At 66.3% G+C, this 12917-nt stretch carries 13 protein-coding genes and 1 other RNA gene; 10 read left to right on the forward strand and 4 right to left on the reverse strand.

Features of this window, described 5'->3' with window-relative positions:
* Positions 1–83 precede the first annotated feature (83 nt).
* The 4 genes from NNX37_RS03925 to NNX37_RS03940 all read right to left on the reverse strand — a co-directional run bounded on the left by NNX37_RS03925 (position 84) and on the right by NNX37_RS03940 (position 2515).
* Positions 84–374, reverse strand: a complete 291-nt coding sequence (locus NNX37_RS03925; protein WP_255790994.1) for a hypothetical protein — start codon at positions 372–374, stop codon at positions 84–86.
* A gap of 100 nt (positions 375–474) precedes the next feature.
* The gene (locus NNX37_RS03930) at positions 475–1524 is read right to left on the reverse strand and encodes a glucose 1-dehydrogenase (protein WP_255790995.1); all 1050 of its coding nucleotides are present in this window, start codon (positions 1522–1524) and stop codon (positions 475–477) included.
* 139 nt (positions 1525–1663) lie between these two features.
* Positions 1664–2033, reverse strand: a transfer-messenger RNA (tmRNA) gene (ssrA, locus tag NNX37_RS03935).
* A 185-nt stretch (positions 2034–2218) separates the two neighbouring features.
* Positions 2219–2515: a hypothetical protein gene (locus NNX37_RS03940; RefSeq protein ID WP_407079917.1), complete on the reverse strand. Its 297-nt coding sequence runs from the start codon at positions 2513–2515 to the stop codon at positions 2219–2221.
* Between the two features lie 163 nt (positions 2516–2678).
* Between NNX37_RS03940 and NNX37_RS03945 the strand changes: the two genes are divergently transcribed.
* The 10 genes from NNX37_RS03945 to NNX37_RS03990 all read left to right on the forward strand — a co-directional run bounded on the left by NNX37_RS03945 (position 2679) and on the right by NNX37_RS03990 (position 12917).
* Complete coding sequence (locus NNX37_RS03945; protein ID WP_255790996.1) at positions 2679–3320, forward strand: nucleoside/nucleotide kinase family protein; 642 nt, start codon at positions 2679–2681, stop codon at positions 3318–3320.
* 133 nt (positions 3321–3453) lie between these two features.
* Positions 3454–4374 (forward strand): SMP-30/gluconolactonase/LRE family protein, encoded by a 921-nt coding sequence (locus NNX37_RS03950; RefSeq protein ID WP_255790997.1) that lies wholly within the window; start codon positions 3454–3456, stop codon positions 4372–4374.
* A gap of 69 nt (positions 4375–4443) precedes the next feature.
* Entirely contained in the window at positions 4444–5520 is a 1077-nt protein-coding gene (locus NNX37_RS03955) for a CdaR family transcriptional regulator (protein WP_255790998.1), read from the forward strand.
* A gap of 96 nt (positions 5521–5616) precedes the next feature.
* Positions 5617–6846 carry a glycerate kinase gene (locus NNX37_RS03960; protein ID WP_255790999.1) on the forward strand — a complete coding sequence of 410 codons (1230 nt, stop codon included), beginning with the start codon at positions 5617–5619 and terminating at the stop codon, positions 6844–6846.
* Between the two features lie 55 nt (positions 6847–6901).
* Positions 6902–8257, forward strand: coding sequence for a GntP family permease (locus NNX37_RS03965; RefSeq protein WP_255791000.1), 1356 nt, complete (start codon positions 6902–6904; stop codon positions 8255–8257).
* Positions 8258–8386: 129 nt separating this feature from the next.
* Positions 8387–9853, forward strand: a complete 1467-nt coding sequence (locus NNX37_RS03970) for an amino acid permease (RefSeq protein WP_255791001.1) — start codon at positions 8387–8389, stop codon at positions 9851–9853.
* Between the two features lie 119 nt (positions 9854–9972).
* Positions 9973–10371: a hypothetical protein gene (locus NNX37_RS03975; RefSeq protein WP_255791002.1), complete on the forward strand. Its 399-nt coding sequence runs from the start codon at positions 9973–9975 to the stop codon at positions 10369–10371.
* A 39-nt stretch (positions 10372–10410) separates the two neighbouring features.
* Positions 10411–10746: a hypothetical protein gene (locus NNX37_RS03980; protein ID WP_255791003.1), complete on the forward strand. Its 336-nt coding sequence runs from the start codon at positions 10411–10413 to the stop codon at positions 10744–10746.
* 254 nt (positions 10747–11000) lie between these two features.
* Complete coding sequence (locus NNX37_RS03985; protein ID WP_255791005.1) at positions 11001–11492, forward strand: DUF5684 domain-containing protein; 492 nt, start codon at positions 11001–11003, stop codon at positions 11490–11492.
* A 165-nt stretch (positions 11493–11657) separates the two neighbouring features.
* Positions 11658–12917 carry an Nramp family divalent metal transporter gene (locus NNX37_RS03990; RefSeq protein ID WP_255791007.1) on the forward strand — a complete coding sequence of 420 codons (1260 nt, stop codon included), beginning with the start codon at positions 11658–11660 and terminating at the stop codon, positions 12915–12917.

The raw sequence follows: 12917 nt of genomic DNA on the forward strand, positions 1-12917 counted from the left end.
CATTCTACGTGGCTAGCGCGGGGACACACCCATCAGCAGGTAGCCGCTCAGCCTGGCCTGCCGGGAAATGCCCGGCCCGGCGGTCAGCTGTCGTCCCCCTGGGGATACTCGTCGTCGTTCCCGGGGACGTCCGCTTTCTGTTCCAGGATGTCCGCTTCGGACCCCTCGGGATGGGCCGGCCCCTCGGGCCCGGCGTCCCCGGTGCCTGGAACTGCTGGAATCTCCTGCTCAATGCCGTCTGCCTCGGAACCGTCCCGGTGGACTTCTCCGGCCGGGCCGGCATCGTCGGCGCCGGGGACCGCGGGCAGTGACTGCTCCGCCCGGTCGGCCTCCGAACCGTCGGGAAGAACCGGTGGGTCAGCGTCCTTACGCATGTGCGTGCCTCCAATGCGGGTTGCCGTGGCCGCCGCGGGCGGCTTCAGTCTCTTCTGTCTATCACCGAAGCCGCCCGGTAGAAATACCCCGTCGAACCCTCTAGGAGTCCTGCAGGTCCAGCACTACCTTGATGTCGCCGTCGCGGTCCTCGAAGGCCTGTGCATAGTCCGCCAGGGGAACGCGGCGGGAGATCAGCTGCTCCAGCCAGCGGGCGTCACTCTTGGCGAGGGCCGCAGCGGCTTTGAGGTAGTGGCGGCGGTTGGCGTTGACGGTGCCGAAGACCACGCGGTTGTCCATGACCAGGTTCAGGTTCAGTTCGCCCAGGTCCACGGGCTGCTCGCCGCCCGGCTCGGAAACCCCGGTGAGGCAGGTGACCGAGTTCTTGGCGCCGTGCTGCAGGACGTCGCGGATTACCGTTGGCACGCCGGTGCATTCGATGATGATGTCCGGCTTGATGCCGGACTCGGGGAGGGTATCCGTGTGGAAAACGGCGCCCAGGTCCTTGGTCAGCTTCTCCTTCGGCCCGTCCTCCTCCAGATCGAACACGTGCACCTCGAGTCCGCGCTGGACTCCGAACAAAGCACCGAGCAGTCCGACGGGGCCGGCTCCGGTGACAGCGACTACCTGCGGCCGGAAGTAGGCACGGCCGCCGATCCGGTCAATCTGCTCCCAGGCCTTGGCCAGGATGGTGGCCGGTTCCAGCAGCACGCCTACGCGTTCCAGCGAGGGTTCCAGCTTCACCATGTCCTCGGGGTCCCCGCGCCAGTATTCGCGCGCGAAACCGTCGAGCCCTTCGATGCCGTGCTCGGTGTAGGTGCCGGTCAGGCACATGTCCCATTCACCGGCGGCGCAGGCCCGGCAGTTCTCGGCGCAGGGGCGGCGGACAATCCCGACCACGAGGTCTCCGGCGGCGAGGTCGGAATCCTCGGGGGCCTCGACGACGCGGCCCAGGTTCTCGTGTCCCATCACCAGGTAGTCCCGGTCCTCGGGCGCGGTGCCGAATTCGGCAGCGATAACCTCACGGTCGGTGGCGCACAGGCCCACCGCGAGGGTCTCCACCAGCACGCTGCCCTCGGTTGCCTCCGGCTCCGGCAGGTCCCGAAGCTCCAGCGAATCCTTCTGCCCCGGGGTGATGATTAGTGCCTGCATGTGTTTCCTTCCCGTGGCTGCCTGCTGTCTGTATCCCAGATTAGCGGCACGGCGGCAGTGCCCGGGAAACGGCTGCGAACCGGGGTCGCAGCCCGCCCGGACACAGAGAAGGCCTGCCCCGGAGGGCAGGCCGTCAAAGTGGTGGAGATGGGGGGAATCGAACCCCCGTCCGGTGCTGTATTGCCAGGGCTTCTCCGGGCGCAGTATGCGTCGGATTTTCTCGGCCCCGGCCATCGTGCATACGAGTGGCTGATCCGGGCCCAGCCGTCAAAATGTCCCGAACACTCCGACGGCGGAAGTGTTCAGCAGTGGCCCTCTAAACGACGCCAGCATCCGGAGCGAGAGCAACTCCGGGCTGACGGACTACTCCGGCTGCTTAGGCAGCGAGAGCGAAGTCAGTGCGCATAGGTTTGGCACTTATTGTTTTGCAGAGAGCGTTAACGAGATAACTCTGCGTTCTCGGCCCGCTTCCCCTGGCTCAACAAACATCGTCGAAACCGATCATCCCCGTATTGAATTACCAATTTGAATTACCAATCCAGCTGCAGCCACCGGCTGCCCGGTGCTGCGTTACGCCCCTTTCGGGACGTCCAATGGTTTTAACGACGCCGGCCCGCGGATCATTCCCGCTGGATCGCACCTTTTTGATGCTCGTTCCGACGCACCGGGAGGGATCTGCGGGCCGGCCGAACGGCTAGCGGCGGCGGCCGAAAACCAGGGAGGCCGCGGCCACGGCACCGGTGACGGTGTAGACGGCAGGCCAGGCACCCATCTTCTTGGCCAGCGGGTGGGACAGGCCGAAGGCGGCCACGTAGCCGGCGGTCAGGGCCGCGGCGGTGCCCGTTCCGGCATCGCGCTTCCAGAGGGCAAACGCACCGGCGCCTGCGGCGGCGAGCACCGCCCCGCCCAGCTGGCGGTTACCCGTGGAACGTGCGGTCTTGTAGCCGCCGATCAGGCCGGCGGTGGTGATCAGGGGGGTCAGCAGGGACAAGGTTTTCTCCTCAAATAGGCAACAGACCCAGCTTATGCCGGGCCCGACGGAGCCGTCTAAGCACCGTTGGTGGCTGTCGGGGGCCCTGCCGCAACCGTCATAGACTGGTCCTCCCCAGGAACAGCCCTGTGAGCGGAGGACCGTGCCAGATTCCCTGACGACTTTGACAGAGCTGAAAAACCGGCTCTCGGCGTTGACTGAGCGGCAGGCAGGAACCGTGATCGTCGGCGTCGCCGGTGCCCCGGGCGCCGGGAAGACCACCCTGGTGGAAGCATTGGTCCGCGAGTTGAACGGCGCTTCGGACGACGCCGAGACGCAGCAGTTTGCCCATGTACCCATGGACGGCTTTCACCTCTCGGACCGGGAGCTGGCCCGGCAGGGCCTGCTGGCTCGTAAGGGAGCCCCGGAAACCTTCGATGCCTGCGGCTATGCGGCGCTCCTCGACCGTCTCCGCGCCACGCGGACGGCGGTGGTGTATGCCCCCGGTTTTGAACGGACGCTCGAGCAGCCGCTGGCCGGCGACATTCCTGTCTTCCCGGCGGCGAACGTGATCCTGACCGAGGGGAACTATCTGCTGCTGGACCGGCCCCCGTGGCAGGAGGTCCGATCCCGGTGCTCGGAGGTCTGGTACTGCGAGCCCGACGATGAGCTGCGCGTGCAGCGACTGGTGGAACGGCATGTGCGGTTCGGCAAGGCGCGGGACCGGGCCGCTGCCTGGGTCCGCGACGTGGACGAACCCAACGCCCGGCTGGTGCAGGAGTCCAGGGAACGCGCCGACGTCGTGATCCGCATGCCCTGGACCTGACCGCCCCGGAGCAGGCCGGCACGGAAAACCGGGCGGGCTTTGGGCCGCCGCCCCTGCCTCGCGTATAAAAGGACGCAGACTGCAAGGACGGAAACGGGCCCTCGATGAGCCGCCCTCATAAGGAGACACAAGCATGGACGCACGCCCCTCGACACTGCTGGAAGACGGAGCCTCGCTGGAGCAGGTGGGTACGGGCGCGGTCTGGGCCGAAGGTCCCACCTGGATTCCGGAGCGCAACGCCGTGCGGTACAGCGACGTGCGGTCCAACCGGATCCTCGAATACAGCGAAACCACCGGCGAGCTGAGCGTCTACGGCGCCGACGTGGAGTTCACCAACGGCCGGGCCCTGGATCCGGACGGGTCCGTGGTGCAGTGCTCGCACGGACGCCGGGCCGTCGAACGGGACCGCAGCGGCAGCGTGGAAACCCTGGTGGACCGCTTCGGCGATGTCCGCTTCAATTCGCCCAACGACGTCGTGGTGAAATCCGACGGCACCATCTGGTTCTCGGATCCCTCCTACGGCATCGACAATCCCGCCGAAGGCCACCCCGGCGAGCTGGAGTACGGGGACCGGTATGTGTTCCGCTTCGACCCGGCCAGCGGGGACCTCTCCGCGGTGATTACCGACATCATGGCCCCCAACGGCCTGGCATTCTCTCCGGACGAGTCCGTCCTCTACGTCTCGGACACCGCGGAGGAGGCCGTTTCCCCTCACGGCCCGGCGCAGTCCGACGGCAATCCGATCCGCGCCTACGACGTCGTCGAAGGCCGGCAGGCGAAGAACGGCCGGGTGTTCGTGCGGGTTGGCCCCGGCGTGCCCGACGGATTCCGGGTGGATACGGACGGGAACGTCTGGTCCTCCGGCGGCGACGGCGTGCGCGTCTTCTCCCCGGCCGGCGAGCTGCTCGAACACATCCCGGTGCCCGAAACCGTCAGCAACGTCTGCTTCGGCGGGCAGGACGGCCGGACGCTCTACATGACGGCGACCACCAGCCTGTACCGGATCCGCACCACGGCCAGCGACGCCGCGGCCGCCCTGCGCGCGAACCGGTAGCGGTAGCGCGAACCGGTAAGGGGCGGCGGCGCAGACCGGGCAGCCGTTCGCCCGCCCTAGACTGGGGATATGTCAGCGCCGCTAGGCAGTGCATTGGCGCAACGCGTCGTGGACCGCATCTCCCCCACGCTTCACCACAACGTCAACGTCATGGACGCAGCAGGACTCATCATCGCCTCGCGGGATGCCTCCCGCATCGGGACACTGCACGCGGGTGCCCGGGAGGCCGCAGCCACGGGGAAACCCGTTGTCATCCGGCCCTCCGCGGAACGCGACGGCATGCGGGCCGGTGTGAATTGTCCGATTGAACTCGACGGTGCCGTTGTCGGGGTGGTCGGCCTGACCGGCGCCCCCGACGTGGTGATGCCGCTGGCGGACGTTGTGGTCCTGACCATCCGGCTACTGCTCGAGCGCGACCGCGAGATGGACAGTACCGCGTTGCGTGAGGCGCGGGACAGGGAACTGCTCGCGCGCCTGGTCAACGGCGGCTCCCCGTCGGCCTCCCTGGAACAGGAGCTAGCGGCGGGTTCCCCAGCCCTGCCCGGACCGTGGCGACTGGCCGCCGTCCTGGACCGCACCGCCGCAGGTCCGCCCGCCCACCGGCTCCCGCTCCGTTCCGGCCCGGTCGGTGATCTGGTGTCCCGGTCGGGCCGCTACCGCTCGGCTTCGTTTCAGGGTGCCCTCTGGATTCTGCTGCCAGCCCACGACGCCGGAGCGCTCCGCACCGCGGCGTCGGACAGCGGCTCGGTGCTGCTGCTGGGCGATACCTGCACCGGGACGGAGTCGCTGCAATCGGCCGCGAGGTCCCTCGGCCTCCTGGTTGCCCGTCCGGAGATCCTCCCCACGGCATCCGCCGTCCTCCATCTTCGGGAGTTAAGCGCCGAACTGGCCGTGGCCTGCATGCCCCGCGAAACTGCCGGACACCTGGCCGCCCGCATAACTGACCTGACCGACACCCAGCGGACAACGCTGTCCGCTTTCCTGGACGCCGGCGGATCCTTCTCCGAGGTTTCCCGCGTCCTCTACGCCCACCGGAACACCATCATCCAGAGACTCGACCGCATTGCGGAGGTGACGCAGCTGAACCCCCGGAACGCACATCAGGCGTTAACGCTGCGGCTGGGCCTGGTGGCTGCACGTGCATAACCAGTGCGTTATGACCACTAAACAGCTCTAAAAGAAAATAATAAGTGGTCATTTTCGCCATAGGACTGTGAGTATCAACACTCTAATGTTGACAGAGTGCCCAATTCCCGCCCACCCGTAGTTGTTGTCGCGCCAGATTCGTTTAAGGGCAGCGTTTCCGCCGCCGGTGCCGCCGCAGCCATGGCCCGCGGGGCGCGCTTGGCGTTCGGCGCGGCTGCCGAGATCGTTGAGCTGCCAATGGCCGACGGCGGCGAGGGGACACTCGACGCACTGCTGGCAACCTGGCACCGCCCGCCGTTGAGCACGGCGACTACCGACGCGCTGGGACGCCCGAAGACGGCCCGCTACGGCAGCTCTGCAGACGGCCGGGTCGGCATCATCGAAGCCGCCGAGGGAAACGGTCTCCCTGATGTCTCGGACATTCCCCTGCAGCCGCTGCGGGCGGACAGCCACGGGGTAGGCACTATCGCCAAGCGGCTTCTGGATGACGGCGCCGAGGAGATCCTGCTGTGCATTGGCGGTTCAGCCAGCACGGACGGCGGAACCGGCCTGCTCACAGCCTTGGGGGCACGCTTTCTGGACGCAGCCGGCAATCCCGTAGCGCCAGGCGGCGGCGGGCTCACCAGTATCTGCTCCGTCGACACGTCCGGCCTGCATCCGCGTGCGGCCACCGTGCAGTGGAGGATCGCCGTCGACGTGGACAATCCCCTGTGTGGGCAACGAGGAGCGGCGGCGGTTTTCGGGCCGCAGAAGGGTGCAGGCCCGGCGGACATCGAGTTGCTTGACGCCGGTCTCGCCAACCTTGCCCGGATCCTTGCCGACCTCGCTGCAGGAACCCGGCCACCGGCGGAGGACAAGTCCGGCCGTCAGGGTCCGCCCTATCTCTCCACCCCCGGTTTCGGTGCTGCCGGCGGCCTGCCCTTGGCGCTGGTGGCCCTGCTCGGAGCAGAAACCGTTCCGGGGGCGGAACTGGTGGCAGACGCGGTCGGCCTCGACGCCGCCCTGGCGCGCGCCGACGTCGTCCTGACCGGTGAAGGCTGCCTGGATACACAGTCGCTGGGCGGCAAAGTGGTAGATGCGGTCCGCCGCCTCGCGCCGGCGTCCGCCCCCGTCCTTGTGGTCGCCGGAACCGTCCAGCTCAGCGCGGCGCAGTGCCGGGAGGCCGGCATCACTGCTGCCGTGTCCATCGCCCGGGGAGCCTCTACGCTCCCCGAACTTACGGCCGCTGCGGACATCCTCATTGAGGACGCCGCCGCCCACATCTGCTCCGTGCTTGCGTTCGACTCCGCCGCACCAAGGAGTTTGGGACTTCACGAAAACTCGTGATTCCATGATTTGCCCTGTTGATAAACACCGAAGTTTTTCACTTTAAAGGAACCCCATGATTGATCTGCTGATATTGCTGCTGCTGGTAATCGGCATCGTTGCCGTCACGGCGAAGCTGAAAATCTCGCCATTCCTCGCCCTCCTCGCAGCCGCCTTTATCGGGGCACTGGCGTTCCGCCTGCCGGTCGAGGAAATCATCCCGACCATTACGACGGCGTTCGGCAACACCATGGGCAACATCGGCCTGGTGATCCTTTTCGGCACGATGATCGGTGTGATCCTTGAGCGGTCCGGCGGCGCGATTGCCATGGCTGACGCGCTGATCAAGGTCCTGGGGACGCGGTTTCCCACCCTGACCATGAGCATCATCGGCTACATCGTGTCCATCCCCGTGTTCTGCGATTCCGGGTTCATCATTCTCAACTCGCTCAAGAAAGCCATGGCTGAGCGGGCCAAGGTGTCCCTGGTCGCCATGTCGATAGCGTTGATGACCGGCCTGTATGCCACCCACACAATGGTTCCGCCCACTCCGGGTCCGCTGGCCGCCGCGTCCAACCTGAATGTGGTGGACAGCCTGGGCCTGCTGATTGTCCTCGGCCTCGTGGTGGCCGCAATTTCGGCGGGGGCCGCCCTGCTCTTCGCCAACCGGTTCCTGAACAAGGACGTTGAACTGCTGCCCGTTCCCGCCGAAGAGGCGGACGTCAGCTACGAGGATCTGCGGACCCAGTACGGAAAGCTGCCAAGCGCCTTCATGGCCTTCCTGCCGATCCTGCTGCCCATTGCGCTCATCTGCCTGTCCTCGATAGCCAAGCTGCCCGGCGCGCCCATGGGTAGCGGCGGCCTGGCCGCAACCGTGAATTTTGTCGGCACCCCCGTGGTGGCGCTGGCGCTCGGCTTGGGGGCGGCGGTGTTCCTGCTGCGCGGCAAGGGCAAGCTCGAGTCCTTCAACACCCAGATCACGGATTCCATCGTGCTGGCAGCCCCCATCCTGCTGATCACCAGTGCCGGAGCAGCCTTCGGCGGAGTGCTGGGCAAGAGCTCCATCACCGCTTTCCTGTCCGACAACCTCGCAACGCTGGGTCTGGGCATTGCAGTGCCGTTCGTGATCTCCGCGGCGCTGAAGACGGCGCAGGGCTCCTCCACAGTTGCCATGGTGACGACGTCGGCCATGCTCCTGCCGCTGCTGGAGCCGCTGGGTCTGGCCGGTGGTGCAGGCCCCGTCCTCGCGGTGCTCGCCGTCGGTGCCGGTGCCATGGTGGTGTCACACGCCAACGACTCGTACTTCTGGGTGGTCTCCCAGTTCAGCCGTATTCCGACGGCCACCGCGTACCGCACGCTGACACCGGCCACTGCCGTGCAGGGCGTTGCCGGCTTTGCAGCGGTATGGGTCCTGAGCCTGTTCCTGCTCTAAGGCTGACGGTGCCCGGCGGAATTAGCCGGCGGGGGTACCCGGCCGGCGGACGCAGGTCCATACTTCTGCCGTAGCTGGTGCCGTACACCTTGATTCCGGCCCTGCCGCCGGGCACGGAGGGGAGCCGATATGTCCACAGTCGCCGGAGGCGGCGGGTCCGTTCTTCGCCGCAAGCCCATTGAGGAAATCGACGAGGAAAAAACCGGGAACAAGCTGTTCAAGAGCCTCGGCCTCTGGCAGCTGACCGCCATCGGCGTGGGCGGCATCATCGGCGTCGGGATCTTCACCCTTGCCGGGCTGGTGGCCAACGGCGGTCCCGACGCCGCCCCCGTGGGTCCTGCGGTCCTGATCTCGTTCCTGGTGGCCGGCTTGGCCAGCGCTGCTGCGGCCCTGTCCTACGCCGAGTTCGCGGGATTGGTGCCGCGGGCCGGGTCCGCCTACACCTACGGGTATGTGGCGCTGGGTGAACTGATCGGATGGTTCATCGGCTGGGACCTGCTGCTGGAATACACTGCGATCGTGGCGGTGGTGGCCATCGGCATCTCCGGCTATTTCGCCGAGTTCCTCGCCGGTTTCGGCATCGACATGCCGGTCTGGATGCAGGGCACCGGAGATACCGTGGAGGGCGGACTGATCAACCTGCCCGCCGCCGTCGTCTGCCTGTTCATCACGTGGATTCTCAGCCGCGGAACCAAGACCTTCGGCCGCTTTGAACTGGTGGCCGTGGGCCTGAAAGTCCTGCTGATTGTGTTCATTGTGGGGCTGGGCTTTTTCTACGTGGACACGGACAATTACACGCCGTTCCTGCCCAGCGGTTTCGGCGCCGTGTTCACCGGGGCAGCCACCGTGTTCTTTGCCGTCTTCGGCTATGACGCCATGAGCACCGCCGCCGAGGAAGCCACGGACGGCAAAAAACACATGCCCAAGGCCATCCTGCTCTCCCTGGCCGTTGCGATGGTCCTGTACATCCTGGCCACGCTGGTGCTGACCGGCATGCAGAACTACCAGGACATCAGCCCCACCGCCGGTTTCGCCTCGGCCTTCCAGTCCGTCGGACTGCCCGTCATCGCCACCGTCATTTCCGCCTTCGCCGTGCTGTCCATCCTCACCGTGATGCTCACCTTCCTGCTCGGTGTCACCCGGGTCTGGTTCGCCATGAGCAGGGACGGGCTGCTGCCGGCCTGGTTCTCCGGAACGGACAGGCGCGGCACCCCGCAGCGCGTGACCTGGATCGCCGGCGGCACCTCGGCCCTGCTGGCCGGGTTCTTCCCCATCCGTGCCGTGGCCGACCTGACGAACATCGGCATCCTCGCCGCCTTCGTGGTGGTCTGCGTGGCCGTGATTGTGCTGCGCTACCGCCAGCCGGACGCCCCGCGTGAATTCCGGCTGCCCCTGATGCCCTGGGTGCCGGCGTTCGGCGTGCTGGCCTCCGGGTTCCTGATGCTGCAGCTGCACTGGGAAACCTGGCTGCGGTTCGGCATCTGGCTGGTGATCGGGATGCTGGTGTACGCGGTCTACGGGTACCGGCATTCCCTGCTCAACCCCAACAGTCCGAGGCACCTGCCCCTCCGCGCGAATCCCCGGCCGGAAAACTGACCGTACTGCCCCAACACGCAATGTTGCCGGGCATCATATCTTCCAATTCAATAAATACCGGCTATTATCTGCCTTACGGGTTCCGAATCTTGAAACCCTTAGCCGGGGGGAATAATCAAATGGGCAGTCAGTCTCAGGCCATGCCTGCTGCGCGGAGGCGGTCCGCCATGCTTTTCCGCCGGGCCCGCAGCGGCCTAGTGCTCATTGCCGTTTTCTGGACCTGGATGCTTTTCGACGCAGCTGATTTTATTGCCGCTCTTTTCGGTTCGCCCATACATGCTGCTCTTGCCGTATTTGCTCTCGGCACATTGACACTTATATCGCTGCTTTTCCTCCCCATTTGTCTTGCGTACCTCGTGCTCAACCGGCCGTCGCTGCAGGCGGGGTCGCCGGCCGCACCCGCCCGCCGGACGCAGGGCAACGGCCTGGCACCTGTGATCCGGATGATGCCCCGCCGCGCCGCTGCCCGTGGCGAGACCGTCCGCGCAGCCGCTAAACGGCGGGACCTCGCTTCCTAACCAGCGCGGCCGCCCCGTCCTTAGAGGCTCTGTGCAGGAATGTCAGAGGCAGTTGCCATTGTGGAGGGCATGAGTTCCTCCATAGGCACCGGGATGCCCTCCGCCCCCGCCGCCCCTGCCGGCCCTGTCACCCACGCCCACTACCGCCGGGAACCCTACGTCCGCTGCCGGACCGGAAACGGCACCGTTGATGCAAAGGCCGTGGCCTGGACCCGCACGGAGGTCCTCCTGCACTGGATCGACGACGACGGCCAGGCCCACAACCGGTGGACGCCGGCTCCCACAGTGCGCCGGATTGCCCGCGATGAATCCGTCTGGCGTGACCCCTATGACGACTTCCGCTTCTATTACCAGGCCTCCCCCGCCGCTGCCTGACCCGGGGGCTCCGGGTACTCCGGGTACTCCGGGTACTCCGGGACAGGACAAGAACCGCAGCACGCGAAACCCTATTCCGTCGATACTTGCGCCGCGCATCCTTAATTTTCCGAGTTATTCACTGCAGCTGGAAGTGGCGGGATCCCTGCCCCGGAAGCGTCCGGCGGGACCCCTGACAGACACGAAGGAATAACGGTTCACTAAAGGAGGGGTTTGACCTTGACATCGGCGTCCGAACAAATATCGTTCTCGGCATGATCAATTCAGTCTCGAGCCTTCCGTTTGTCATTTCTGCGTCCGAATTCACCACCACAACCACCGATCCTGCCGTAAGCGCCGGCGCTCTTTTCGGTGGCTTCCTCGTTATGCTGGTCATCTCCGCCGTAGTCGGCGGCCTTGCAATGATGGGCATGTTCAAGAAAGCCGGCCGCAAAACCTGGGAAGCGTTTATTCCCGTGTACTCCACTGTGGTGCTGTTCCGCATAGCGGGCATGTCCGGCTGGTGGCTGCTGGCCCTCATGGTGCCGATCCTGCAGATCGTGGCCATGGTGCTCCTGGCAATCAACCTTGCGAAGGTCTTCGGCCAGACCGCGGTCATTGCGGTGCTGATTGTCCTGTTCAGCTTCGTGATGTACTTCTACCTCTCCTACGGCTCCGCCCGCTACCTCGGCCCGCAGGCCAGCAAGGGCCCCTTCGGTGCAACCGGCAACCAGAGCAACCCCAGCTACACGCCGGCCAGCCGCTAACACCCTTCCTATCCGTCCAAGGCGCGCATCCCCGCACGGATGCGCGCCTTTTCCTTTGCCCGCGGACCCCTCCGGGACGGCACGCCGGGCAGTGGGTTCCGCACTGCAGAGGGGACCCACGAAGAATTGTTAGGGGCGCCGAACTTTAGGTGCTAGGTTGCTGTCATGGCACGTACCGTCCCGCTCCCCGACACCACCGCGCGCCCCGCAGCCCGTCCCCGCAACATCCTGTGGCTGCTCGGCCCCGCACTGGTGGCCGGCGTCGCCTACCTGGACCCGGGCAACGTCGCCAGCAACATGACCGCAGGAGCGCAGTTCGGCTATCTGCTCGTCTGGGTGGTGGTAACCGGCAACGTCATGGCATGGCTGATCCAGTACCTCTCGGCCAAGCTCGGCCTGGTCACCGGCCGCAGCCTGCCCGAGCTGCTCGGTGAACGCATCGGCAGGAAACCGGCCCGGCGGCTGTACTGGCTACAGGCCGAACTGGTGGCCATGGCCACCGACGTGGCGGAGGTGATCGGCGGCGCCGTCGCGCTCTGGCTGCTCTTCGACCTCCCCCTGTTCCTGGGCGGGATCATCACCGGCGGCATTTCCATAGTGGTGCTGCAGCTGCAGAACAGCGGCCGGCACCGGAGCTTCGAATATGTCATTGTCACGCTGATGCTGGTGATTGCCGTCGGCTTCACCGCCGGTGTCTTCCTCAACCCGCCCGACGGCGGTGCGGTGGTCGAAGGCCTCGTGCCCCGTTTCGAAGGCAGCGAGTCGGTGCTGCTCGCGGCGTCCATTCTGGGCGCCACCGTAATGCCGCACGCCATTTACGCGCATTCCGCCCTGACCCGTGACCGGTTCCCCGGACGCACCGCGACCCTGACAACTACCCGGCTGATCAAGGCCACCAAGTGGGACGTGACCATCGCGCTGGCTGTGGCGGGGTCGGTGAACCTGGCCATCCTGCTGCTCGCCGCCGGGTCGCTCCAGGGCGTGGCGGGAACCGACACGCTCGAGGGTGCGCATGCTGCCATTGCCGCCTCGCTGGGCGGGGTGGTGGCCACCCTGTTCGCCGTCGGGCTGCTCGCGTCCGGTTTGGCTTCGACGTCGGTGGGCGCGTATGCGGGCGCCGAGATCATGCAGGGCCTGCTGAAAATCCGTATTCCCATGCTGCTGCGCCGCCTGATCACCCTGCTTCCCGCACTGGCGATCCTCGCCCTCGGCATCGATCCCACCTGGGCGCTGATCCTCAGCCAGGTCATCCTCTCCTTCGGCATTCCGTTCGCCTTGATTCCGCTGGTCTGGCTGACCGCGCAGCGGGACCTGATGGGGAGCCACCGCAACCACTGGTGGACCACGGGCCTGGGCGTGCTGGTCTCGGTGCTGCTGGTTGGACTGAACGTCACCCTGCTGGTGCTGACCTTCACCGGTGCCTGA

The organism is Arthrobacter zhaoxinii (assembly GCF_024385505.1).
In the GTDB taxonomy this organism is placed as follows: Bacteria; Actinomycetota; Actinomycetes; order Actinomycetales; family Micrococcaceae; genus Arthrobacter_B; species Arthrobacter_B zhaoxinii.

Bases quoted from the DNA above. Each gene is read 5' to 3' on its own strand.
- NNX37_RS03970 (WP_255791001.1), top strand. From the start codon at position 8,387: ATGTCCACAGTCGCCGGAGGCGGCGGGTCCGTTCTTCGCCGCAAGCCC.
- NNX37_RS03930 (WP_255790995.1), bottom strand. From the start codon at position 1,524: ATGCAGGCACTAATCATCACCCCGGGGCAGAAGGATTCGCTGGAGCTT.
- NNX37_RS03980 (WP_255791003.1), top strand. From the start codon at position 10,411: ATGTCAGAGGCAGTTGCCATTGTGGAGGGCATGAGTTCCTCCATAGGC.
- NNX37_RS03925 (WP_255790994.1), bottom strand. From the start codon at position 374: ATGCGTAAGGACGCTGACCCACCGGTTCTTCCCGACGGTTCGGAGGCC.
- NNX37_RS03965 (WP_255791000.1), top strand. From the start codon at position 6,902: ATGATTGATCTGCTGATATTGCTGCTGCTGGTAATCGGCATCGTTGCC.
- NNX37_RS03955 (WP_255790998.1), top strand. From the start codon at position 4,444: ATGTCAGCGCCGCTAGGCAGTGCATTGGCGCAACGCGTCGTGGACCGC.
- NNX37_RS03985 (WP_255791005.1), top strand. From the start codon at position 11,001: ATGATCAATTCAGTCTCGAGCCTTCCGTTTGTCATTTCTGCGTCCGAA.
- NNX37_RS03950 (WP_255790997.1), top strand. From the start codon at position 3,454: ATGGACGCACGCCCCTCGACACTGCTGGAAGACGGAGCCTCGCTGGAG.
- NNX37_RS03990 (WP_255791007.1), top strand. From the start codon at position 11,658: ATGGCACGTACCGTCCCGCTCCCCGACACCACCGCGCGCCCCGCAGCC.
- NNX37_RS03975 (WP_255791002.1), top strand. From the start codon at position 9,973: ATGGGCAGTCAGTCTCAGGCCATGCCTGCTGCGCGGAGGCGGTCCGCC.